21 protein-coding genes are annotated in these 23642 nt (G+C 38.1%); 15 read left to right on the top strand and 6 right to left on the bottom strand.

The genetic code is table 11. The annotated features are described in order from the left end of the window. Positions 1-8: 8 nt before the first annotated feature. Complete coding sequence (locus tag AB3G38_RS17665; protein ID WP_367865137.1) at positions 9-1835, bottom strand: ABC transporter ATP-binding protein; 1827 nt, start codon at positions 1833-1835, stop codon at positions 9-11. A 38-nt stretch (positions 1836-1873) separates the two neighbouring features. Further along, positions 1874-2776, bottom strand: a complete 903-nt coding sequence (locus tag AB3G38_RS17670; protein WP_367865138.1) for a glycosyltransferase — start codon at positions 2774-2776, stop codon at positions 1874-1876. Positions 2777-2871: 95 nt separating this feature from the next. Here AB3G38_RS17670 and meaB point away from each other — a divergent pair, with 95 nt between their 5' ends. Continuing rightward, a complete protein-coding gene (meaB, locus tag AB3G38_RS17675; protein WP_367865139.1) occupies positions 2872-3765 on the top strand; it encodes a methylmalonyl Co-A mutase-associated GTPase MeaB in 894 nt (297 codons plus the stop codon). An 8-nt stretch (positions 3766-3773) separates the two neighbouring features. Here the strand turns inward: meaB and AB3G38_RS17680 are convergent, their stop codons facing one another. Both AB3G38_RS17680 and AB3G38_RS17685 read right to left on the bottom strand, forming a co-directional pair. Then, positions 3774-4430: a glycosyltransferase family 32 protein gene (locus AB3G38_RS17680; protein WP_367865140.1), complete on the bottom strand. Its 657-nt coding sequence runs from the start codon at positions 4428-4430 to the stop codon at positions 3774-3776. A 6-nt stretch (positions 4431-4436) separates the two neighbouring features. Next, the gene (locus AB3G38_RS17685) at positions 4437-5735 is read right to left on the bottom strand and encodes an aminopeptidase P family protein (RefSeq protein ID WP_367865141.1); all 1299 of its coding nucleotides are present in this window, start codon (positions 5733-5735) and stop codon (positions 4437-4439) included. 169 nt (positions 5736-5904) lie between these two features. On the opposite strand from AB3G38_RS17685, the gene AB3G38_RS17690 reads away from it, so the two are divergent. The 6 genes from AB3G38_RS17690 to recG all read left to right on the top strand — a co-directional run bounded on the left by AB3G38_RS17690 (position 5905) and on the right by recG (position 12786). Further along, positions 5905-7251 (top strand): OmpA family protein, encoded by a 1347-nt coding sequence (locus AB3G38_RS17690; RefSeq protein WP_367865142.1) that lies wholly within the window; start codon positions 5905-5907, stop codon positions 7249-7251. A gap of 406 nt (positions 7252-7657) precedes the next feature. Next, positions 7658-9058: an MAC/perforin domain-containing protein gene (locus AB3G38_RS17695; RefSeq protein ID WP_367865143.1), complete on the top strand. Its 1401-nt coding sequence runs from the start codon at positions 7658-7660 to the stop codon at positions 9056-9058. A gap of 172 nt (positions 9059-9230) precedes the next feature. After that, entirely contained in the window at positions 9231-9362 is a 132-nt protein-coding gene (locus AB3G38_RS17700) for a DUF6728 family protein (protein WP_354300011.1), read from the top strand. A gap of 3 nt (positions 9363-9365) precedes the next feature. Beyond that, the gene (locus AB3G38_RS17705; RefSeq protein WP_068404253.1) at positions 9366-9746 is read left to right on the top strand and encodes a RidA family protein; all 381 of its coding nucleotides are present in this window, start codon (positions 9366-9368) and stop codon (positions 9744-9746) included. 1 nt (position 9747) lies between these two features. Continuing rightward, entirely contained in the window at positions 9748-10662 is a 915-nt protein-coding gene (locus AB3G38_RS17710) for an EamA family transporter (RefSeq protein WP_367865144.1), read from the top strand. An 18-nt stretch (positions 10663-10680) separates the two neighbouring features. Further along, positions 10681-12786: an ATP-dependent DNA helicase RecG gene (gene recG, locus AB3G38_RS17715; protein ID WP_367865145.1), complete on the top strand. Its 2106-nt coding sequence runs from the start codon at positions 10681-10683 to the stop codon at positions 12784-12786. Positions 12787-12798: 12 nt separating this feature from the next. Here recG and AB3G38_RS17720 read toward each other — a convergent pair whose 3' ends face one another. Next, positions 12799-14007, bottom strand: a complete 1209-nt coding sequence (locus tag AB3G38_RS17720) for a serine hydrolase domain-containing protein (protein ID WP_367865146.1) — start codon at positions 14005-14007, stop codon at positions 12799-12801. A gap of 137 nt (positions 14008-14144) precedes the next feature. Between AB3G38_RS17720 and fumC the strand changes: the two genes are divergently transcribed. The 5 genes from fumC to AB3G38_RS17745 all read left to right on the top strand — a co-directional run bounded on the left by fumC (position 14145) and on the right by AB3G38_RS17745 (position 17869). After that, positions 14145-15542, top strand: coding sequence for a class II fumarate hydratase (fumC, locus tag AB3G38_RS17725; RefSeq protein WP_354300021.1), 1398 nt, complete (start codon positions 14145-14147; stop codon positions 15540-15542). Between the two features lies 1 nt (position 15543). Continuing rightward, entirely contained in the window at positions 15544-16041 is a 498-nt protein-coding gene (locus AB3G38_RS17730) for a fumarate hydratase (protein ID WP_367865147.1), read from the top strand. 9 nt (positions 16042-16050) lie between these two features. Then, positions 16051-16851, top strand: coding sequence for a S1/P1 nuclease (locus AB3G38_RS17735; protein ID WP_367865148.1), 801 nt, complete (start codon positions 16051-16053; stop codon positions 16849-16851). A gap of 4 nt (positions 16852-16855) precedes the next feature. After that, entirely contained in the window at positions 16856-17296 is a 441-nt protein-coding gene (locus AB3G38_RS17740) for a low molecular weight protein-tyrosine-phosphatase (RefSeq protein WP_367865149.1), read from the top strand. A gap of 114 nt (positions 17297-17410) precedes the next feature. After that, the gene (locus AB3G38_RS17745) at positions 17411-17869 is read left to right on the top strand and encodes a PA2169 family four-helix-bundle protein (RefSeq protein WP_367865150.1); all 459 of its coding nucleotides are present in this window, start codon (positions 17411-17413) and stop codon (positions 17867-17869) included. 55 nt (positions 17870-17924) lie between these two features. Here AB3G38_RS17745 and cphA read toward each other — a convergent pair whose 3' ends face one another. Continuing rightward, on the bottom strand, positions 17925-20540 hold the full coding sequence (gene cphA, locus AB3G38_RS17750; protein WP_367865151.1) for a cyanophycin synthetase: 2616 nt from the start codon (positions 20538-20540) through the stop codon (positions 17925-17927). Positions 20541-21055: 515 nt separating this feature from the next. Between cphA and AB3G38_RS17755 the strand changes: the two genes are divergently transcribed. The 3 genes from AB3G38_RS17755 to AB3G38_RS17765 are packed head-to-tail and all read left to right on the top strand — an operon-like array spanning position 21056 to position 23470. Beyond that, positions 21056-21931, top strand: coding sequence for a cyanophycinase (locus AB3G38_RS17755; protein WP_367865152.1), 876 nt, complete (start codon positions 21056-21058; stop codon positions 21929-21931). 5 nt (positions 21932-21936) lie between these two features. After that, a complete protein-coding gene (locus AB3G38_RS17760) occupies positions 21937-22779 on the top strand; it encodes an isoaspartyl peptidase/L-asparaginase (protein WP_367865153.1) in 843 nt (280 codons plus the stop codon). 19 nt (positions 22780-22798) lie between these two features. After that, positions 22799-23470, top strand: a complete 672-nt coding sequence (locus tag AB3G38_RS17765) for a hypothetical protein (protein WP_367865154.1) — start codon at positions 22799-22801, stop codon at positions 23468-23470. Positions 23471-23642 lie beyond the last annotated feature (172 nt).

Here is a 23642-nt window from a genome sequence, read left to right on the forward strand (position 1 = left end):
ATAAATCATTAATCTGCAAAGGTCTGCATATCTATTAATCTTCTGTATAAACCATTCTGATTAAGTAAAGCAGAGTGATTTCCGGATTCGACAATTTTACCATTATCAACCACAAGTATCATATCCGCATGCTGAATTGTACTTAGCCTGTGCGCGATTATAATAGATGTCCTGTTTTCCATCAATCTGTTCAGTGCATCCTGTACTAGTCTTTCAGACTCAGTATCCAGTGCCGATGTAGCCTCATCAAGGAGCATAATCGGCGGATTTGCTAGCACAGCTCTGGCAATACAAATACGTTGTTTCTGTCCTCCTGATAATTTATTTCCCCTATCTCCGATACTGGTTTCATAACCATTCTCTGTATTCAGAATAAAATCATGTGCATTAGCAATTTTTGCTGCAGCAATAACTTCATCTTTGGTTGCGTCAGGTTTACCAAAAGCAATATTGTTGAAAATGGTCTCGTTGAAAAGAATTGATTCCTGGTTAACAGTACCCATTTGGTGTCTCAGGCTATCCAGAGAGATGTCTTTCAAATTAATGTTATCGAAATAGATGTTTCCTGCTTTAGGATCATAAAAGCGTGGGATCAAATCAATCATTGTACTTTTTCCACCACCAGATGGACCTACAAGTGCAATGTTCTGACCTTTCTTTACAGTAAAGCTGACATCTTTTAATACTTCTTTCTCACCATAATTGAAAGACACGTTTTCAAAACGGATAGTTTCTTTGAAATCCTGAAGTTGTATGGCATTTTCGGCATCTGTCAATTCAGGTTTAGTATCGATAAGATCTAATACCCTCACCCCAGCTGCCAGTCCTGAGTGAATAGAGCTAAATGAATCAGATAGTGCTTTTACAGGCTGCATAACCTGTGAAAAGGTAGCAATGTATACCAGAAATTTTGAAGGGGTAAGATCTCCCTGATGCTGTAGAATCATACTTCCTCCATAAAGGACTATAAACACAACAACCAATACACCCAGGGTTTGTGAAACAGGGGATGCCAATTGTTGTCTTCGTGCCATCTTTCTGTTCAAATCTGAATAGACAAGATTCTCATTATGGAATTTATCTTTGATTCTAAGCGTTGCATTAAATGCTTTAATGATTCTGATTCCACCCAGCGCTTCATCTAAAAATCCAATCATTCTTGCAAAGCTTTCGTGAGATTCTCTGGCTTGCTGCTTTAATCTTTTAACAATTTTACTAATAATAAAGCCCGAAACCGGGATCACCAAAAGTGAGAATAAAGTAAGTTTCAGCGAAATTGATAACAATACAACGATGTAAAATATAAGCTGAACAGGCTCTTTGAATACGACCTGTAAAGTGTTGGTTACTGTGCCTTGCACGACTTGCACATCTGAGGCGACTTTTGAGATAATATCACCTTTTCTCTCATTATTGAAATAGCCCAGATGAAGATCCATCACATTGTTAAAAACCGATTTCCGCAGATTTAGCAGGGTGTGTACTCTCAGGTCTTCCATAAACCGCTGAGAGAGATAGCGAAAAAGATTCGCTAAAAATACACAGATTACAATGGCTCCGCATACAATTTTAAGTGTGTATAGTTTGCCATAGTTCTCAATAGTATAATTGATGTAGGCGTTAATGTGTCCGATGAAGTCAAATGCTGAGGCTTTTTCCAGTAAAGTAGGTCCGGCAGTTGCTGCCTTGGAAGAAAAAAGTGTTTCCAGTAACGGTCCCAGTAAAGTAAATAGGAGTGTATTGAAAAATATAGCAAGTATAGTTACCAAAGCATATGGAATAGCATATTTTTCTATAGGCTTTGAAAAGGATAATAATCTAAAATAGGTCTTCATTAAAATCTAAAAATTTTTCAAAGTTACGGATTTACGGGCTATTTAATGATGATGTAGTTTTTATATTCACCAATACGCCATCCAGTTAGCATTTCAATCCGGTGCAGAAACATTCTCCGTGGGGATAAGTCTATCTTATTGGGGTTGTGTTTGAAAGTCCAGTCCTGTGCTGCAATAGTGTCTTTCATCGTTGCAGGATGCGGCTCTTCGAAAGGTGCCAGGATATCAGCAACAGTTCCGAAATCGAAAGTCTTGAATTTTTTATAGTGTTCCAGAACGTGTTCCTTTGGTGCATAATAACTGCCAAAACTCTTTACTTTTCCCAGCAATAAATCCGGGTTACGGCAATAAGAGTAATGAAATATACGGGCATTCAGCAATTTAACCTTTAGCTTTCTGCTGTTCGTGTTTTTTTCGTAATCTGCTAATGACGGATAACTTCTGAAACCTTGTGAATCTTTATAAGAATAATAAGAAGGATCATTTCTGATAATCCTGATTTCTCTGCGGTGCCATTTTCTGGTTGTACCTCTATGTTTATAATCTCCTATGAAATGAAGAAAGTTGAATAAAAAACCTTCTACTTTTTTGTCATGGAGGTTATCTTCCATAGCTTTTTTTATTTCGGACAGGTCATCTTCATGAAATACTTCATCAGATTGAATATGAAATGCCCAGTCTCCGGTTACAGCTTTCAAACCGATGTTGGATTGCTGAGCGAATACTTTACCCCCTTTGATTAAATCATCATCCCAAACGGTATCTATGATCCTGATCTTGTCTGAACCAATAGCTTCAATAGCCTCGCGTGTTCCGTCTTCCGATTTACCCACCACAGCTATAAATTCATCACACAAAGGGAGTATAGATTTTATAGATTCAATTACAGGATATCCGTATTTGAAACTATTTCGCATATATGTGAAGCCGCTTACTTTCATTTTGATCGCTTTGATGAAGAATTACTAATTATTTATTTTGCCAAAGAATATATATTCTGGTTCTTTGCAGACAAAGATAGATTAAGTTTTTGCCAATGAAAACCATCGCGCAATATTTGTCGGCCATACAAGAAGGTGATTATTTGTCTTTAGCAAGGGTACTGACGCTTATTGAAAATTCTCTTCCCGGCAGCAGTGAAATATTAAAGGAACTTGTGATTAATCAGCAAACCCCGGTAATCGGTATTACTGGTCCTCCGGGTGCAGGTAAAAGTACACTGGTCAATGCAATGATTGACAGGCTAAGCATGCAAGATAAAAAAATTGCCGTTTTGGCTGTAGATCCTACTTCTCCTTTCAACCTGGGTTCTTTATTAGGCGACAGGGTGCGGATGTCTGCACATTTTAATAAACCAAACGTTTTTATTCGTTCTGTGGCTACGCGCGGTTCTGTTGGAGGACTTTCTGCAAAAATTATTGAGATGACAGATGTGCTAAAAGCATCGGGCTTTGACTATATTATTGTAGAAACGGTAGGTGTGGGGCAGTCAGAAATTGAAATTGCAGGTCTGGCAGATATAACAATGGTCATTTTAGTCCCTGAAGCCGGTGATGAAATTCAGCATATTAAATCGGGACTGATGGAAATAGGTGATGCTTTTGTAGTCAATAAAGCAGACCGGGAAGGCGCAGATAGTTTTGCCAATCAACTCAAGAAAATGCTGCATCAGCGTGTTCATGCAGTGCCGGTATTTAAAACGGTTGCTGCTAAACAAACTGGTGTGGATGAATTACTGACCTGGCTTACCGGGCTGGAAATTCAGAAGAATGAAAAAAAGATATTCTTATATACTGAGAAGGCATTCAAATTAATACAGAATGACAGGATGTCTGATGTGCTGAAAGCAGAACTTCAACAGAAAATTGCTGAAGTTCTTGAACAGAAAGATTTTAATCTCTATCGGTTTGTAGAAGTATATACTAAATAAATAACTTGTTAATCCTGTTTGAGTACAGGAGTAGTCAATTGCTTTTTTTTCCAGTGATCGCCTTTCTCGTATAAGAAAAACTTTCCGAGTTTATATTTTACCTTTAAGTAGCCATTATAATCTGTACCCAATATCCGGTATGGAATTTCAGGATTGTCTTTTAAAGACTCCACAATAGCTTTGGTATATACAGTAGGTCCGGTCATTTGGTGTACATCGTGCGGATATTTGTTCTGACGGATATTTTCAAGAACCATTTCCATTGTTTTTTTCAGGAATGGATGTTCAGGACTATAAATTAATGCCCATTGTGCAAATAAATCAGGATTTCCTTCTCTGGTGATGATTGCGGCATCGCCGGGTTCAATAAATTGATTCAGGCTTCCATTGATACCACTGTCAATATCTACGTAGACTCCACCTTTCTTATAGAGAACTGCATAACGGAAAAAATCTGCTTTAGCTGCTCCTATATTTATTTTTTTATAAAGTGATAAGACCTCTGCGCCATATTCTTGTGCCAGGAAGGCTTCAATTCGCTGGTCATCATAAAATTCATAGATATAATCAGGATTTTTCTTCCTGAACCTGGCAATATGCCATCGGGTTAATAAGGGCAGCTTAGACGTTTTAAAAGTCTGGTGTATGATTTTTGGTATTGACATGTCTTCTTATAAAGTTGAGCTGTTCATGATTTCTTCTATTTCTTCAGCTTCAATTGGAATATTGGCCATTAAATCAATGTTTCCATCGGCAGTGAGCAATATATTGTTTTCCAGACGGATGCCGAATCCTTCTGCCGGAATATAGATTCCAGGTTCACAGGTCATCAGGTTACCTTCCTGGAAAGGGGTATAGCGGTTGGCAAAATCATGAACATCAAGGCCGAGATGATGACTGATGCCGTGCATAAAATATTTTCTGTAAGCCGGATATCCCGAATTTTGTTTTTTTACTTCCTCCATGGAAATTAGCTTCAGTCCGACCAGCTGTTCAGTCATCAGTTCGCCTGCTTTCTCATTATAGTCGTTTCCTGAAATACCAGGCTTCATTAGTTTTTTAGCTTCCTTCATTACATGCAGAACAGCTTTATAAACGCTTTTTTGTCTGGCTGTGAATCTGCCGTTTACAGGAATTGTGCGTGATAAATCTGCATTATAGTTTGCATATTCTGCACCAAAATCCATCAGGATCAGTTCATTATCTTTACAGATTTGGTTGTTGTCGCCATAGTGAAGGATATTCGCATTGTTACCGGAAGCAATAATTGGCGGGTAGGCATGTCCTGTAGCTCGCTGACGAATAAATTCATGAATGATCTCTGCTTCGATTTCATATTCAGTTACCTCTGGTTTAGTAAATTTAAGTACCCGTATAAAAGCATCTCTGGTGATGTCACAAGCTTTTTGGATCAGCTGAATTTCTCCTGCAGATTTTGAGGCCCTCAGTTTGCGCATAATTGGTGCAGCCCTTTCGTAATGATGTAAGGGATACTTAGCTTTCATGTCTCCGATAAAACGGATGTCGCGGTAAGCTATCGTATGTGCGCTGCTATCATTTTCATTTGTATTCAGGTAAATATGATCCGCATAAGTTATAATGCTGTGAAGAATATGATCAAAATCTTCTATCCAATATACCTTTTTTATGCCCGAAACACTTTCTGCCATTGCTTGAGTATATTTATGCCCCTCCCATACTTTAATCTGCTCATTTGTCTGTCTTAAAAACAGGACTTCTCTATATAATGGGTTAGGACAATCAGGATAAAGCAAGAGAATTGTATTCTCCTGGTCTATTCCAGTAAGATAAAATAAGTCACAATTTTGTTTGAAAGGAAAATTCTGATCGCCGCTTCTTGGGAACTCATCATTAGAATTGAATATAGCTAATGCGTTGTTTTTAAGGTGTTTATTGAAGTTTATTCGGTGGTTAATAAAGAGCTCTTTTTCTATATTCTGATATTTCATATTCAGCTTTATCGGTAGACAAATAAAGGGAAATATATCGAATTCTTAAAATTTGTTAAAATTGGAACGGAGTTTGTATATACCTTGTGAGAATTAAAAATTTGTTTAATTTTGCTACACAAAAAAATTATACATTTTTAAATTTGTTTAACCTTAAAAAAGAAAAATTATGAATTATTCTACTTTAAAGAAGGGCTTAGCGGTTTCTTTTGTTGCTGTAATGGGTGTTACTACTCTTGCTTCAGCTCAAACTGATTCTACTATGACTTCATCTTCAGCCAAAGTATTTGGTGGAAGAGGCCAGTACAGAACTTGGTCAATCGGTGTTAATGCTGGTGTTTTATCTCCATTCGTTGCGATTGGTGGATCAAATGACTTCAAAAATGCAGACGTTAACTTAGGTTACGGTGTTTCATTGAAAAAACAATTAGGTCATGCTTTCGGTTTAGAAGGTAACATTTTCCGCGGAAAAGTTTCTGGATCAAACAAAGACATGCCAGGTGGTCAGGTTGATGGTATTTCTAGCTTTGAAACTCAAATCGGATATGCTGCTGACATCAGAGGTGTTGTTAACGTTGCTACTGTTGACTTTTTACGTCGTGAAAACTCAGTTAACTTCTTCGTTACTGTTGGTTACGGTTTAGTTGCTTATGCTCCTAAAGTAACAGCAGCTGGTGGTGCAGTTACTGACTGGAAAGACAAAGCTGGTGATAGCCGCGATAAAAAATACGTTAAAGAAGCTTACATCCCAGTTGGTGCTGGTGTGAAATTCAAAGTTTCTGACCGTGTTGCGTTTAACTTAGGTTACACTATGCACTTCATTGATGGCGATAACTTTGATGGAGTTTACGCTAAAGGAACAACTAAAGATAAATTCTCATACGGTTATGCTGGATTAGAATTCTCATTAGGTTCTAAAGCTAAACCAAACCTTGACTGGGTTAACCCTCTTGCAATTATGTATGATGAGTTAAAAGACCCTTCATTACGTCAAGAAGTTGAAGCACTTAAAACTCGTGTTACTAACGTTGAAAAATCTGTTGAAGATTTGAAAAAAGATAGCGATGGAGACGGTGTTTCTGACCAATTCGACAAATGCCCAGGAACTCCTGCTGGCACAGCAGTTGATGGTTCAGGATGTCCACTTCCTGTTGCAGCAGCAGCTACAGTAGTTAATGCTTCTAATGCAACTGGTTTCGAAACTATCCAATTTGAATTCAACTCTTCAGTTTTAAAAACTGAATCTTACCCTACTTTAGATAAATTATCTTCTGTATTGAAAGAAAGCAATGGTAAAGCCTTAGTAAAAGGTTATGCTTCTAGCGAAGGTACTGCTGCTTACAACTTGAAATTATCTAAAGACAGAGCAAACTCAGTAAAAACTTACTTAGTTAACTCTGGAGTTAGTGCTAGCAAAGTTGCTACAAAAGGTTTAGGTGAAGCAAATCCAATCGCTTCTAACGATACTGAAGAAGGTCGTATCCAAAACCGTCGTGTTGAAACTTCAAGAAACTAGTATTTCTTAAACAACATAGAAAAGGGTTCTGATTTATCAGAGCCCTTTTTTTATGCGCTGGATTTTGTGATGTTGCTCAGCAATATCTTTTCTGTTTCTGGTATAGCCTATAGCCCTCAGGGTAATTGCAATCATTTTCTTTTTAGTAATTTAATTTAATTCATTTTTGTGGTAGTTTTTGAGTTTTTAATTGTTTCTTATTTATCTGATTACTAGTTGTTTAATTAGTATTTAATGAGATTTTTATGTTTTTGTTGTAATTTATTGTTTTAATTATAGGTGCACTGTTTGATTAATTAACAAATTGTATCTATATATTTTATATTAATTATTGATTATATTCTTAAACATAGTATTACATTTGCAAAAAATAAATATTTATTACATTTTAAGATAATCAAGTTATATGAAAAAACTTCTAGTCCTGCTTGCCATATGCTCGCTTTGGTCATGTAAGAAACAAAATGAAATTACCCAGTCACAAAATGGGACTGATAAACGCAAAACCTTCTCTGCGGCAGACGGCTTGTTTGATGTGTTAGGTTATGGATATAACGTAACCGGGGAATATGGTAATTCAAGTGCTGCTACCTATAAAATTATAGATGTTGCACGACTAAAAGCCGACGCTCCTAATCGCGTTGAGACTGACTTATCAAAGAAGCAGGATAATCAATTAATTACCAGCGAAAATGTGGAGAGCTACTCTAGAAAGGTATCTGCTAATCTTAAGGCAACTACAGGTTTTCTCTTTTTCAAAGGATCTGTATCAGCATCATATTCTGATGCAAGTGCTTTCTCTTCAAAATATGTATATGGAAGTTACAATTTAGTGATTCAGGAAAAAAGGGTTAAATTTAATTCAACTATCGATCTTTTAAAAAATTACATTACTCCTGAATTTACTGCGGATATTCAAAATAATTCTGCGGAGTATATTGTTCGTAAATATGGTACTCATGTGCTTTCAGATATTATTTTAGGAGCTAAACTTGAAGTACTATATCAAGCACAAACTTCTAAATCGGATAGGACAGTCGCGGCAGCAGCTGGTATGGATGTAGGTATTGGAAAATTATTTAGTATAAATACCGGACTTGGATACGATCAGGCCTCTACGTCAGGAAACTCTTCTCAGAAGTTACATTACAGGACGTATGGAGGAGACCCTTCAATAAGCCTTATGCCTACAACAGTTTCTCTGGATCAAAATACACCTCCTAAAGTTAGTGTAGCGAATTGGCAGAGTAGTTCTAAAGTTGAAAATGCAGAATTAATAGATATTAGTCCAGATGGTCTGATCGCAATTTATGAACTAATCTCTGATCCAGGTAAAAAAGCTGCTGTTCATCAGTATGTAGATAAGTATTTATCTGATAATAAGGTTAAGGCTTCTGCTGATCCGATTTATCAGTTTTACAACGGTAAAAATGGCGGTAATCATTACGCTTCACCAGATATAAATGCTACAAATGGTAATACTGGCGGATGGGGACTTTTGGGTGTAGATTTTAAAGCGTTTACAAGCCAGGTAGAAGGAACAGTTCCTGTTTACTTATTTTATAATAACCCAAGTTTTGACCACTTTGTTACAGCTGACAGAAGCTCGGTGAATGGCTTCAATGATTGGCAGTTTTATGGAACTATTTTTTATGCTTACCCAACACAAGTTCCTGGTACAGTTCCAATATATGTATATTATAATGCCGGTGGCAAGAATCATTATACAACTTCAGAACCTAATATTACAAGCCAGTTCCCAGGCTGGGCTAAATTTGGAGTTAGTTTCTACGCTTTTCCGCGTTAATTAACAGTTCATTGATAAATTGAAAAGGCTTAAAAAAGTGGTATATTATCGCTTTTTTAAGCCTTTTTAATTTAATTAATCTTTTTAAGATCTTAGTTGGAACTTCTCTTTTATGCAGTTATTTCATTTAAAGACTTTACTCGAATGGCGCATTATTTTATACATTTGTGTTATGTACTTTTTTAGAAAAAAAGATCCGAACAGGCCAACTAGTATTGACATCAAAATCATGCATGTCATTAATGCGCTTGCTATCTCAATTTTTATCATTGGAATTACCCTGAAACTTTTACACTGGATATAAATCATGAAGACAATTATCAATACCTCGAATGCACCAGCTCCGATCGGCCCTTATAGCCAGGCTGTATTAGCTAATGGATTTCTATATGTATCCGGACAAATCCCAATTAACCCTGCAACAGGAGAGCTTACGCAGTCTTCTATTAAAGATGAAACTGAACAAGTAATGCGTAACCTGAATGCTGTATTACTGGAAGCGGGTTTTGAGTTTACACATATTCTTAAATCAACCATATTTTTGTCGGATATGGACTTATTTGCAGAGGTAAATGAAGTCTATGGATCTTACTTTGAGTCTGACTTTCCTGCACGTGAAACCGTTGCTGTAAAAGGATTGCCTAAAGGTGTAAATGTGGAAATTTCAGTGATTGCTTATAAAGGATAAATTGGCGGGTTCAAATGTACGTTACCTGCTGGCAGGATTCATCCCCTTTGTAATTTGGGGATGCTTTGCTATTCCTTTAAGAAATATCAAAGGTTTTCCGTCTGAAGAAATTTTATACTATCGTATATTTACCTCCCTGATTTTAATCTGGACAGTCATTCTTCTTTTCAGGAGAAAGCAACTGAATACAGATATTGCTTATGTAAAGGCCGTATCTAAAAAGCAGCGGATTACCTATATGTGGCAGATCCTCTGTGCAACAGTGTTCCTGACGCTCAACTGGTACACATTCATCTATGCAGTCAACAATGTAAGTCTGACCTCTGCGGCATTTGCTTACATGGTATGTCCATTATTAACTGCTTTTGGCGGCTTTGTAATTCTTAAAGAACAATTATCGCCTATAAAGCTGATTTCCCTGGTCATTGCACTGGTTAGCGTTGTTTTTTTAGCGACAGGCTCATTGAGAGATGTGATCTGGTCAGTAGTGATTGCTGCATTTTATGCCGGTTATCTGGTGATTCAACGAAAAATGCAGGGAATTGATAAACTTAATGTACTGGCTGTTCAATTTTTAGTAGCCTGTCTGATTCTGCTGCCATTTTTCATCTATCAGTATAAGGGATTTCCGCAAAGCAGCTGGTTCTGGATACATATTCTGATTATCGCTATTGTATTTACAATTATACCCTTGTTCTTAAGTCTCTATTCGCTGATTGGTATACCTTCCTCCACATTGGGAATTTTGATTTATATCAATCCGATTATTGCTTTCGCTATTGCAGTGTTTTACTTTGGCGAGGCCATTGATGTTCATCAGGTTTATGCTTATGTACTGTTATTATTTTCAGTAATTTTGTTTAACTGGAATTTGATCAGAACTATATTTTCTGCTAAGACATTATCTAATATTTAATACCTAACAACCAACAACTTGTTTGCTTCTGATTTAGATACAACGATTGAGTTTTTGAAAGGAGTAGGCCCTAAGCGTGCCGAAATTTTACAGAAAGAATTAGGTATATATACTTATGCCGATTTACTGGGCTGTTATCCTTTCCGGTATATCGACAGAACACGTTTTTATAAAATAAATGAGCTTGACGGTGATTTACCCTACGTTCAGATCCTTGGGCGGATTACCGGTAAGGAAACTATTGGTGAAAAACATAAAAAAAGAATTGTAGCCAGACTGACTGATGAAACCGGCACTATTGAACTGGTCTGGTTTCAAAGTTTAAAATGGGTAGATGAAAATGTGATGCGTGGAAAGGTCTATATTGCCTTTGGCAAGCCGACCGTTTTTAATGGTTCTTACAGTATTTCACATCCCGAAATGGAGAGTTATCCCAGGCCGGCCACACTCACCGGAAACCTGACTTTACAGCCTGTTTATAACTCTACGGAAAAGCTGAAGAAGTTTTCGCTGGATAGTAAAGGAATTCAGAAAATGCAGGCGCTGGTGATTGAACAATGTCTGCAAGAAATCAGGGAAACAATTCCAGGTTATATTCTGGATAAATACCGGATGGTTAACCGCAAGGAAGCCTTATTAAATATCCACTTTCCAAAAGATATAACTGCTTTACAAAATGCACAGCGCAGACTGAAGTTTGAAGAATTATTCTTCATTCAACTTCAGTTATTAAGTAATAAACAATTCAGAGAACTGAAGTTTAAAGGACACCTGTTCAGTACCGTTGGTGAAAGAGTGAATACTTTTTATAAGGACATTCTGCCATTTGAACTGACTGGTGCGCAGAAGCGGGTGATCAAAGAAATCAGACTGGACACGCAGCGCGGCATCCAGATGAACAGATTGGTACAGGGTGATGTTGGAAGTGGAAAAACAGTAGTGGCTTTAATGAGTATGCTGCTGGCCAATGATAATGGTTATCAGGCTTGTATGATGGCTCCAACCGAAATTCTGGCGCGTCAGCATTATCACTCCATTTCTTCTTTACTGGATGGAAGGCTGATTAAGGTTGATATTTTAACTGGTAACACTACCAAGAAACAAAGAGTACTTTTACATGAACAGCTGGAAGCCGGAGAAATCGATATCCTGGTGGGTACACATGCACTCATTGAAGATAAAGTAGTTTTCAAAAATCTCGGCCTGGTAGTTATTGATGAACAGCATCGTTTTGGAGTAGAACAAAGAGCTAAGCTCTGGCGTAAGAATAGTACTCCTCCACACATCCTGGTGATGACTGCTACGCCTATTCCAAGAACGCTGGCCATGACTTTGTATGGAGACCTGGATGTTTCTATGATTGATGAATTGCCTGCCGGAAGAAAGCCAATTGAAACTAAACATTTACTGGAAGGACAACGGCTGAGGATGTTTGGATTCATGAAAACTGAAATTGCTAAAGGCAGACAGGTTTATGTAGTTTATCCATTAATTAAAGAGAGTGAAAAACTCGATTTGCTACATCTGGAAGCTGGTATAGAACAAATGCGCTATCAATTTCCGCTGCCGGATTATCAGATCAGTATTGTACATGGGCAGATGCCTAATAAGGATAAGCAATACGAAATGCAGCGGTTTATAGATGGTAAAACGCAAATCATGGTAGCGACAACAGTTATAGAGGTTGGTGTAAATGTTCCTAATGCTTCTGTGATGATTATAGAAAATGCAGAGCGGTTTGGGTTGTCACAGTTGCATCAGCTGCGTGGAAGAGTGGGCAGAGGTGCAGAGCAATCTTTTTGTATCCTGATGTCTGGTGAAAAACTAAGCAGAGAAGGCAGAAAGAGATTAGAAACGATGGTGATGACCAATAACGGATTTGAAATCTCAGAGATTGATCTGGAGTTGCGCGGGCCCGGAGACTTGTCAGGTACCATGCAAAGTGGAGTGCTGGATCTGAAGCTGGCAGATTTAGTGAAAGATCAGCAGATCTTACATGAAGCCAGAAATACGGTGATTGAGGTTTTTCAGCAAGACCCTACGCTTTCTTTACCTGAAAATGCTTTACTAAAGCGCTTTGTCGATAAAAAAAGCAGAGGGATCGCTTTGGATAAAATATCTTAAAATCAGATTTTCTTAATCTTCGTCACTACCCGGCATAGAGCCAGTTCCTGTATAGGCGCCTTTTCTGATGACAGGAACACCCAGATGTTTATAAAGGTCATCTAGGTGCATCAGACTTCCATTAGTCAGGTTGCCCAGGAAAATAATTACAATATTCTTTTGTATATCGCGCACATAGATGTGGCGGAAACCATGCCACCAACCTGTATGATAAACTACTTTACGTCCATTTTCTCCATCATACATTCTCCAGCCGTAACCATAGTTAAAGTGGCCGTTGACAGCTTTATTATGACCTGTATAAGCAGAATCAAGACTGGATTGCTTTAATAATCTGCCTTTTTTTAAGGCGTTGTCATATAAAACAAGGTCATGAATAGTGCTGTATATCCCTTTGTCACCTACAGGTCCATCCAGGAAATTTTGTACTACTGAATATTTCCAGGTGCGGTCATGGCCGACAACATCAACAGGTATTTTGGAATATGCAGTGGTAGAATATACGTGTGTATGTTTCATGCCCGCAGGTTTGAAAACATACTCCATCATATAATCTGAGTATTTTTTGCCAGTTACTTTCTCAATAATAGCACCAAGCACCATGAAATTGGAGTTGTTGTAATGGAATCTTGTGTCTGGTTTAGCGTAACGGTTCGGCTTGTATTGTGCAATGAGGTTCATGACATCCAGGTTACTCATTGGTTTCTTTTTATCTTTCCATACGCCATCGCTGAAATATACATAATTCATCATTCCGCTGCGGTGGGTAAGCAAGAGTTTTACAGTGATGTCTTCGTAAGGGAAATCGGGGTAGAACTTTTTAACGTTATCTGTTAATTTAAGTTTACCCTGCTCCACCAGCTGCATGATGGCAACTCCCGTAAATGTTTTAGTAATAGAGGCCAGTTCAAACTCCGAATTGATCTTTAAACTGTCACGGTGAAGGTAATCGGCCCATCCGATAGCTTTTTCATAAAGTATTTTGCCGTCTTTGGCAACGAGCATGTTTCCATTAAATCCAAATTTCTTATGCAGGTTGTCTACAAAATTAGCGATCCATTTGTCTCCTTTAGCCGGGTCATATGAAATGAGGAGGCTATCCGCTTTATCATCATTTACGGTTCTGATCTTCGGATCAGGATGTTTTTTGTTAGGATGTGAACAGGCACTGATGAGAAAAGTGGCCAGTAAAGCCACAGGGAAAAAGGTACGGTAAGTCATGAATTAGATTAGTCTTTTTTGAAGGCTGAAAAATAAACAATATTAAGCCTTTAAACGTAAAAGAGTTTTAAACATTATCATATACTTTACATTCTTCTATAGAGATAAAAGCTTATTTTTGAAAAAAAACAAAAGAAATGAATTTTAGAACCGAACACGACACCATGGGCGAAGTGCAGGTCCCTGCTGATAAGTATTGGGGAGCACAAACTGAACGTTCACGTAATAATTTTAAAATTGGTCCTGAGGCTTCAATGCCAAAAGAGATTATCCATGCTTTTGGTTATCTCAAAAAAGCTGCAGCACTGGCCAATCAGGAACTTGGTGTGCTTGCAAGTGATAAAGCAGAATGGATTGCTAAGGCATGCGACGAAGTAATCGCCGGAACTTTAGACGATCAGTTCCCTCTGGTAATCTGGCAAACAGGTTCTGGAACCCAGAGTAACATGAACTCCAATGAAGTGATTGCAAACCGTGCACACGTGATGAACGGTGGCAGCCTGACAGATGAGAAGAAAATTCTTCATCCAAATGATGATGTCAATAAATCACAATCTTCCAATGATACTTATCCTACAGCTATGCATATTGCGGCATATAAACAAGCTGTGGAAATTACTATACCAGGTTTAGAAAAACTGGAAAAAACCTTAAAAGCTAAAGCAGTTGAGTTTGCACAGATCGTGAAAACAGGAAGAACTCACTTTATGGACGCAACTCCGTTAACCCTGGGTCAGGAGTTTTCAGGTTACGCGCAGCAAATCACGAATAGTATCAGAGCGGTTAAAAATGCTTTGGTGATGATTACTGAATTAGCTTTAGGTGGTACTGCCGTAGGAACAGGACTGAATACGCCAAATGGGTATGATGTACTGGTTGCACGCAAAATTGCAGAACTGACAGGTTTACCATTTGTAACTGCGCCAAACAAGTTTGAAGCATTGGCTGCACATGATGCCATGGTTGAATTATCGGCTGCTTACAAACGTACAGCGGTAGCTTTAATGAAAGTAGGTAATGATGTAAGAATGCTGAGCTCAGGTCCGCGTTCGGGTATTGGTGAGATCATCATTCCTGACAATGAGCCAGGATCTTCTATTATGCCTGGAAAAGTTAATCCTACGCAGCCAGAAGCTTTAACTATGGTTTGTGCACAAGTAATGGGAAATGATGTAACTGTAGGTATTGGTGGCAGCAACGGACATTTTGAACTGAATGTTTTTAAACCAGTTATTGCAGCGAATGTATTGCAGTCAGGAAGATTAATTGGTGATGCATGTGTCTCATTCAATGATAACTGCGCAGTAGGTATTTTGCCAAATTTACCTGAAATTAAAAAACATCTGGAAAATTCTTTAATGCTGGTTACAGCACTTAATCCGCATATCGGTTATGAGAATGCGGCTAAAATTGCTAAAAAAGCACATAAAGAAAATAAAACACTTCGTGAAGCTGCTGTAGAACTGGGGTTATTGACTAGTGAACAGTTTGATGAGTGGGTGAGACCAGAAGATATGGTAGGTAGTTTAAAATAACATGAATAGATACCATTATCTAATTATCCTGTTTTGTTTGATGGCGTTTCCCGGTTGCGAGAGACGCCCAAACGTTCAGGGGAATGGAGAAACTTTTTTACAGGGCGTCTGGAGTCAGGATAGCATTGCCAATGCGGCTAAACTGATGAACTATACACACCATCAGGTGAAAATTACCTGTGATTCATTTTATGTTGACCTGACTACACATTCAAAAGTTAACTATTATGAAGATCCCTGTTACAATAATGGCGTTTGGAAAGAGTATGCAAAGGGTGTATACCAGGTAAGAAAAGATAGTTTGTTCTTAGAGGGAACATATACTAAAGCTAACTATAAGCAAAAGGTTTCCGGTTGTTATACCGTTGGAATATACAGGAAAAGTTTTCTGATCAAGTCAAAGGATTCCACTCACCTTTCTTTACAAAGCCTGAGTGATCAAAGGGATGTTAATCTTGTCCTGAAACAAAAAATCAAATGTGTACCGCAAGAATTATAAAATAAAACAATGATTTCAGTAGTAAATATAAAGAAGGTTTGTATTGCAGTCGCATTGATTGCTTACCTGCCGTTGAATGCAGCAGCCTGGGGACAAACAGGACACAGGATTGTCGGACAGATTGCTGACTATTATCTGACAGCAAAAGCCCGCAAGGCTGTAAAACAGGTGTTGGGAAATGAAAGTATGGCGATTGCAAGTAACTGGCCGGATTTTATCAAGTCAGATACGGCATATAACTACCTGACCAGCTGGCATTATGTAAATATTCCTGGTGATCTGGATCAGAATGGTGTATTTAACTTTCTGGAAACAAGTAAGGAGCCTAATGTTTATAACAAGATTCCTGAGATGATCAGAATTCTTAAGAATAAACAAAGTACCCATGATCAGCAGCAAATGGCTATGCGTTTATTGATACATATGGTAGGCGATGTACATCAGCCAATGCATACGGCAAGAAAAGAAGATCTTGGTGGTAATAAGGTCAGTGTAATGTGGTTTGGTCAGCGTTCAAACCTTCACCGCGTATGGGATGAAGATCTGATTGACAGACAGCAGTTAAGTTATACTGAGTATGCAACAGCAATTAATCATCCTTCGAAAGAGCAATTTATGAAATGGAGTCATGATTCTTTAAAGGAAACTGTTTATGAATCTTATGTAGCTTGTAATAAAATATATGATAAGACTAAAGCTGATGATAAATTAAGCTACCGTTATAACTTTGATTTTATTGACCTGCTGAATGAGCAGTTATTAAAGGGTGGTGTACGTTTAGCACAGATCATTAACGATATTTATTCATAGGCCGATGAAGATTCTGATGGTTTGTTTAGGTAATATCTGTCGTTCTCCACTTGCAGAAGGGATTGTAAGGCAATTAATTGCCGATGAAAACCTGGACTGGGAAGTCGCTTCTGCCGGAACAGGGAACTGGCATACTGGTCAGCCTGCAGATAAAAGAAGTATATCTATAGCTAAAAATTATGGATATGATATTTCCAGACAACGCGCCCGGCTTTTTGAGCAGAAGCTGTTTGACGAATTTGATCATATTCTGGTGATGGATAAAAACAACTTGCGTGACGTACTGAAACTGGCCTCAAATGAGGAGCATCGTCAAAAAGTAAGCTTGTTTTTAACTGATGAAAAGGAAGTTACTGACCCTTATTTTGATGATCAGCTATTTGATCCGGTTTTTTTGACGATCGAAGAGAGAGCAAAAAAGCTGATAGAAGAATTAAAGAAATAAAGAATGGAGCCGCTGAAATTACACCAAATATTAGTGCGGTCTCTTCCTTTGAAAAATTTGTAAAACTTTTCTGTAGGGTACACGTTACTTCCCTGACACTAATTTTTTAGAGATATGGAAAATACTAAAGTAAACCCAGAAACACTGAACGACCTGATTCAAATTAATAATGACCGTATTGCTGGTTATGAAAAAGCTATTCAGGAATTATCACCAGAAGACAGTGATCTGAAAGATTTATTTGTGAAAATGGTAGCAGAAAGTCATAAACATAAACTGGCATTAGCTTCGGCTGTTCAGGGTACAGGTACTGATATGGAAACTGGCACTACAACATCAGGTAAAATATATCGTGCCTGGATGGACGTAAAGGCAGTATTTACAGGACATGACCGTAAAACAATCTTAAATAATTGTGAAGCGGGAGAAGATGCAGCTCAAAGAGCCTATAAGTCTGCTTTAGAAGAGGAAGGTCTTTCTGCGGATACAAGAAGCTTGATTACTGAGCAAAAATCGGAGCTGCGTGCATCTCATGATCAGATTAAAGGGCTAAGAGATCAGACCCCATCTTAGTATATAAACAAAAAACCTGAGCATATGCTCAGGTTTTTTGTTTGATAAGAGCTGGTTAGATGCCAAATTCCTTATCCAGATATTCTGTTACCTTTTCTATTGCATTATCAATAGTATCACTCAGAATCGTAATGAAAGAGCCTGATTTAGCTGTAGCTATCAGAAACTTCAAGCAGTCTGAAGCGTCATTATTAATGATGACTTCCATATCAGGTTTAACTTCTCTTATGCCTGAGATCAGAATATCTATGATATCCTGCTGCTGACGGCCGCGAAGATATTTTTCCTGACAAATGATAATCTTATCAAACATTTGTGCAGAAATACGCGCTGTTTCTCTGATGTCTTCATCACGTCTGTCCCCCGTTCCTGAAATTACTCCGATATGTTCTGTCGCTTCAATCGTTTTCAGATAGTCTTTGATTCCATTAAATCCATTCGCATTATGTGCAAAATCTACCAGGATTTTAAACTCTTTAAATTTAAAGATGTTCATTCTGCCTGGAGTCTGTGCCGCAGAAGGAATAAAGGTTTCCAGAGACATACGTATATCTTCGATCTTATATCCCCAAAGGAAAGTGGACAGCGTTGCTGCCAGAACGTTCTGGATCATGAAATCAACACTACCACCAAAAGTTAGCGGGATATGGGTTACCTTATCTACTCTGATCTTCCAGTCTCCTTTTTTGATCGTAATATATCCATTTTCATAGATTGCTGCTGAACCGCCTTTTTTGCAATGCTCCACAATAACCGGATTGTTCTCATCCATACTAAAGTAAGCTACTTTACAGTCAGCAGTTTCAGCTATTTTAACGCAGTATTTATTATCTGCATTCAGTACTGCCCATCCATCTCTTTTAACCGCTCCAATAACAACCGCCTTTACTCTGGTCAGGTCCTTTAAACTATGGATATCTGCAATTCCAAGGTGATCTTCCTGTATATTGGTTACTACCCCGATGTCACAACGTTTAAATCCAAGTCCGGCCCTCAGAATACCTCCTCTGGCAGTTTCTAATACGGCAAACTCAACAGTAGGATCTCTCAGTATAAATTCTGCACTCACTGGTCCGGTTGTATCTCCTTTCATGAGCATTGTATTCTGAACGTAGATACCATCGGAAGTCGTGAAACCAACCCTTGTTCCATTGCTTTTTACGATATGTGCAATCAGCCTTGTTGTCGTTGTTTTTCCATTGGTACCAGTTACTGCGATAATTGGAATTCTATTAGCTTTACCAGGAGGGTATAACATATCAATCACTGGCGCAGCAACATTTCTTGGTAAACCTTCACTTGGAGCAAGGTGCATCCGGAATCCAGGCGCAGCGTTAACTTCCAGGATTACACCGCCATTTTCTGTAAGTGGTTGCGTCAGGTTTTGTGCCATGACATCAATTCCACAGATATCTAAACCGATGATGCGGGAGATACGTTCACTGATGAAAATGTTTTGCGGGTGAACCAGGTCGGTCACGTCAATAGAAGTCCCGCCTGTACTCAGGTTAGCTGTTGATTTTAAATAAACAAGCTCTCCGTTTGGCACAACGGTTTCCAGTGTATAATTCTTTTTAGATAACAAATCAAGCGTGTCCCGGTCTACAAGTATTTCTGTTAAAACATTTTCATGTCCGTAACCACGTCGTGGATCTTCGTTTTCTTTATCAATCAGCTGCTGAACAGTAGCGGTTCCATTTCCGGTAACATGGGCTGGTACGCGTAAAGCTGCTGCAACCATTTTATTATCGATAACCAGAATTCTGAAATCGTAGCCTGTAATAAAGCTTTCAATGATTATTCTTCTGGAATATTGTTTTGCGTGTTCAAATGCAAGTTTAGCGGCTTCCGGTGTTTTAACGTTTATGGAAGCACCTTTACCGTGATTGCCATCCAATGGTTTAAAGACCAATGGAAAGCCAATTCTTTGAATGGCATCATCGAGTTCACTGATGTCAGAGATGGTGACCCCATTAGCAACAGGGATAGCAGAATCCTTTAAAATTCGTTTGGTTTCGTCTTTATCTCCGGCAATATCGACAGCGATACTGTTTGTTTTTTCAGTCATGGTTGCTCTGAAGCGCACCTGATTTTTACCATAGCCTAACTGAATTAAAGAGCTTTTGTTCAATCTTATCCATGGGATGTCCCTTGCTATCGCTTCATCTACGATAGACCCTGTACTTGGACCAAGACGTTCCATCTGTCTTAATTCCCTTAACCGGTGAATATCAAATTCAAGGTCGTAATCAAGGTTATCGATCAGGGCTTCGGCGATTCTTACACTGGCCTCAGCGGCATAAATACCTGCTTTTTCTTCCAGATAGCTGAATACTACATTATAGATGCCTTCTGTTTTGGTTTGTCTTGTTCTTCCAAAGCCTGTATCCATACCTGCCAGGGTCTGAATTTCCAGGGCAATATGTTCAATGACATGACCCATCCATGTTCCTTCTTTAATACGGGCAAAGAAGCCTCCGGGTTCACCTTTCGAGCATCTGTGCGTAAATAAGCTTGGCATCATTTTTTCCAGACGATCACCAAACCCATCAATCAGATTTGTTGGACGTTGTTCCATGTCCTCCAGATCTAATCTCATTTGTATTAGTTTTTTCCTGTTGACCGACCAGATATTTGGTCCCCTTAGCACTTGAATGCCGAGTATTTTCATATGTTATTTATTGTTTTTTTAAGGTGATGAAGCTTGCCAGGCTGAAGAGCCCCGGCAGGTTTCATATGTTATTTATTGTTTTTTTAAGTTGATAAATTATGCGCGCTAAATCGTTCGGTTTGGTTTAACCCAATGATATAACCACTTTCATACTTCATTTGTTTTTTAGTAATATTTCCTTAACAATGAATCTGTTGCCCCTGAGGACTGTCCTGACTTCAGGATTATTTCAATTTAAGTTTCAATAAAGGTTGTGTATGGATAATTCCGTTGTTGTTTAATTTAGGTTTTTTGTTAAAAACGCTATTAAACGGTTAATCAATATATGAATGTTTTTTAATAATAGCCGAAGTTATCCGCTTAAAAACACTTAAAATATAAACGTGTATAAATTTAATCAAAGAATTGAATAATAAAGGAATATTTGTTGTTTCCACACAGATTATTGATTAAATATGGTAATATTTAAACTAATGAATATATATTTGAGATTTTAGGCTAAGAAAACAAATAAAATGGCTCCAAAAGGTAAATTGATAATTATTGGTGGTGCAATAAATACCGGAAGTTTTACTGAAACACAATTCGGACTACCTCAGAATATGAATTTCTTTGAGCGTGGTATTCTAAAACGTATTACTACTGAATCTGTTAAAGACACTTCATCCCGTTTCGAAATTATTACAACGGCATCGCTGGTTCCTGAAAAAGTTGGAGAAGAATATATTAAAGCTTTCGCTCAACTTGATGTACATGATGTTGGCGTACTTAATATTGTCAATAGAGAACAAGCGAATGATCTTCTCAATTGTGAGCGTGTTAAAGCGGCTGATGTATTGGTATTCACTGGCGGAGATCAGCTCCGGTTATCCTCTATTTTTGGCGGTACAGCCATACATGAAATCTTACTTGATAAATATGCAAATGAGAAAGTTGTAATTGCAGGTACCTCAGCGGGAGCTGCGGCAAGTTCTAAAAATATGATCTATCAGGGTAATAGTAAAGACGCGCTGTTAAAAGGAGAAGTTAAAATTACTGCCGGACTGGGTTTTATTGATGGTGTGATCGTTGACACCCATTTTGTGCAACGCGGTAGAATCGGGCGTTTACTTTATGCAACAGCAAGCAGCCCGGGGATCCTTGGAATTGGGCTTGGAGAAGATACAGGGTTGTATATCTCCAATGGCAATACTATGGAAGCAATTGGTTCAGGAATGGTTATTCTTGTTGACGGAAGAAGCATGTCGGATACAAATTTGACAGATGTAGAAATGGGGCAGCCAGTTTCCATCAAAAATTTGGTAGTACACGTGATGTGCGACGGGGATATTTATGATCTGACAGCGCACCAGTTAACTATTCATCATCCAAAAGTTATACCTACACCTTAATTCGTATGAAGTTAATCATCCACGGTGGTTTTTTTAGTGAATCTTCCACCAATCAGGAAACTAAAAAAGCGAAGCAAGACGCATTGTCCGAAATTGCTTCACTATCTCATACCTACCTGCAATCTCATACCGCACTGGAAACAGTAGCCTATGCAGTTAATTTGCTGGAGGATAATATATTGTTTAATGCAGGTTCAGGTTCACAGATCCAGAGTGATGGTAAAGTGAGACTTAGTGCCTCTATTATGGATGGAAAAACGCAGAAATTTGCCGGAGTAATTAATATTCAGGATGTGCAGAACCCTATCCGGATTGCTTCATTGCTCTTAAATTATGAAGACAGTGTATTAAGTGGAGAAGGTGCAATAGATTTTGCCAGAAATCATAAATTCCCCTATTTTGATCCAATTATACCTCAGCGCTTAGCCGAATTTGAATTAAAACTTAATCAGCAGAATAACAAAGGAACCGTGGGTTGTGTAGCACTGGATGCTGCTGGTAATCTTGCAGCCGCGACCTCTACCGGAGGGAAAGGATTTGAAATTCCATGCAGGGTTAGTGATTCTGCAACTGTAGCCGGGAACTATGCAAATGAATATGCCGGGATCTCCTGTACAGGAGTAGGAGAAGATATTGTGAGTGTAGCACTATCAGCCAGGATTGTAACCAGGGTTACTGACGGCTTTACTTTAAAGGAAGCTTGTGATAAATCTTTCCGGGAATTGAAAGCTATAAATGGTTTTGCAGGAGTAATTGGTATTACCGCAGCCGGAGAAGTCTACCACACTGATTCACATCCTTATATGGTATGGGCTTCTTTTGATGTTAGTTTACAGGTGTTTAACTAAATATATATATATTTGTAATATGTATAAACTCTGTTTCGCTTTGCTATGTCTGGGATTCTCAGGGTCAGCAATGGCACAAACAAATACCTTTATTCAGCAAGAACCACTCTCAAACAATGGTTCGATCACTATTGCTGTATCTGGAGCAGACGGTGATTTCTACTTTGAACAGGCTGAGAAGAATGAAAAGAACGGTGATTTAAATGAGGCGATAACCTTATTTGGAAAGGCTGCCTTTGAGTATAATAATGCTAAGAATTTTTCCCGTTACGGTGCTTCTCTGTTAAGGTTGAGCAATGTTCATTACCTGATGGAGCACTATACCGAAGCGGAACAAGTAACTTTAAATGTAGCACTTAAAACCTATTCGCGCTTTGGAAACAGAGTTGGACAAATGGCTTCTTATAACCAGTTAGGTAAAATTTATCTGGCGGCAAATAAGCTGACACAATCCATGTGGTTTTTTACCCAACAGGGTATTTTAGCCAGGCAAGTCAATAATAACCCTGCTTATATTGACTCTATACTTGGTCTTGTACAGGTTAAAATGAAGAAAAAAGAATATTCTCTGGCACTAAAAGATATCAACCGTGCAGAATTATTTGCTAAAACGACCAATTTAAATCAGTTTAAAGGACAATTTAAACAGGCCAGAACTTCTATTGCAGAAAAGAAGACGACATTAAAATAAAATCACTTCTTATTTTCTTTCCGTTAAAAATGCTGTTTATGTGTGTGTTAGTGTTTATAATTAAACGCTGATATAGATTTTATTGAATACTATTTAATTATCTTTGGTAAAGATTACAGAAAAGAGACAGTATAATGCTGTCTCTTTTCTGTTTATTTGAGAAATTGGTATC

The organism is Pedobacter sp. WC2423 (assembly GCF_040822065.1).
In the GTDB taxonomy this organism is placed as follows: domain Bacteria; phylum Bacteroidota; class Bacteroidia; order Sphingobacteriales; family Sphingobacteriaceae; genus Pedobacter.

What these genes read in the sequence shown, in the direction of transcription:
- AB3G38_RS17700 (WP_354300011.1), top strand. Translation starts at nt 9,231, where the DNA reads ATGTACTTTTTTAGAAAAAAAGATCCGAACAGGCCAACTAGTATTGAC.
- AB3G38_RS17755 (WP_367865152.1), top strand. Translation starts at nt 21,056, where the DNA reads ATGGCTCCAAAAGGTAAATTGATAATTATTGGTGGTGCAATAAATACC.
- AB3G38_RS17695 (WP_367865143.1), top strand. Translation starts at nt 7,658, where the DNA reads ATGAAAAAACTTCTAGTCCTGCTTGCCATATGCTCGCTTTGGTCATGT.
- AB3G38_RS17735 (WP_367865148.1), top strand. Translation starts at nt 16,051, where the DNA reads ATGATTTCAGTAGTAAATATAAAGAAGGTTTGTATTGCAGTCGCATTG.
- fumC (WP_354300021.1), top strand. Translation starts at nt 14,145, where the DNA reads ATGAATTTTAGAACCGAACACGACACCATGGGCGAAGTGCAGGTCCCT.
- AB3G38_RS17665 (WP_367865137.1), bottom strand. Translation starts at nt 1,835, where the DNA reads ATGAAGACCTATTTTAGATTATTATCCTTTTCAAAGCCTATAGAAAAA.
- AB3G38_RS17745 (WP_367865150.1), top strand. Translation starts at nt 17,411, where the DNA reads ATGGAAAATACTAAAGTAAACCCAGAAACACTGAACGACCTGATTCAA.
- AB3G38_RS17705 (WP_068404253.1), top strand. Translation starts at nt 9,366, where the DNA reads ATGAAGACAATTATCAATACCTCGAATGCACCAGCTCCGATCGGCCCT.
- AB3G38_RS17740 (WP_367865149.1), top strand. Translation starts at nt 16,856, where the DNA reads ATGAAGATTCTGATGGTTTGTTTAGGTAATATCTGTCGTTCTCCACTT.
- AB3G38_RS17670 (WP_367865138.1), bottom strand. Translation starts at nt 2,776, where the DNA reads ATGAAAGTAAGCGGCTTCACATATATGCGAAATAGTTTCAAATACGGA.
- cphA (WP_367865151.1), bottom strand. Translation starts at nt 20,540, where the DNA reads ATGAAAATACTCGGCATTCAAGTGCTAAGGGGACCAAATATCTGGTCG.
- meaB (WP_367865139.1), top strand. Translation starts at nt 2,872, where the DNA reads ATGAAAACCATCGCGCAATATTTGTCGGCCATACAAGAAGGTGATTAT.
- AB3G38_RS17685 (WP_367865141.1), bottom strand. Translation starts at nt 5,735, where the DNA reads ATGAAATATCAGAATATAGAAAAAGAGCTCTTTATTAACCACCGAATA.
- AB3G38_RS17730 (WP_367865147.1), top strand. Translation starts at nt 15,544, where the DNA reads ATGAATAGATACCATTATCTAATTATCCTGTTTTGTTTGATGGCGTTT.
- AB3G38_RS17690 (WP_367865142.1), top strand. Translation starts at nt 5,905, where the DNA reads ATGAATTATTCTACTTTAAAGAAGGGCTTAGCGGTTTCTTTTGTTGCT.
- AB3G38_RS17760 (WP_367865153.1), top strand. Translation starts at nt 21,937, where the DNA reads ATGAAGTTAATCATCCACGGTGGTTTTTTTAGTGAATCTTCCACCAAT.
- AB3G38_RS17720 (WP_367865146.1), bottom strand. Translation starts at nt 14,007, where the DNA reads ATGACTTACCGTACCTTTTTCCCTGTGGCTTTACTGGCCACTTTTCTC.
- AB3G38_RS17765 (WP_367865154.1), top strand. Translation starts at nt 22,799, where the DNA reads ATGTATAAACTCTGTTTCGCTTTGCTATGTCTGGGATTCTCAGGGTCA.
- AB3G38_RS17680 (WP_367865140.1), bottom strand. Translation starts at nt 4,430, where the DNA reads ATGTCAATACCAAAAATCATACACCAGACTTTTAAAACGTCTAAGCTG.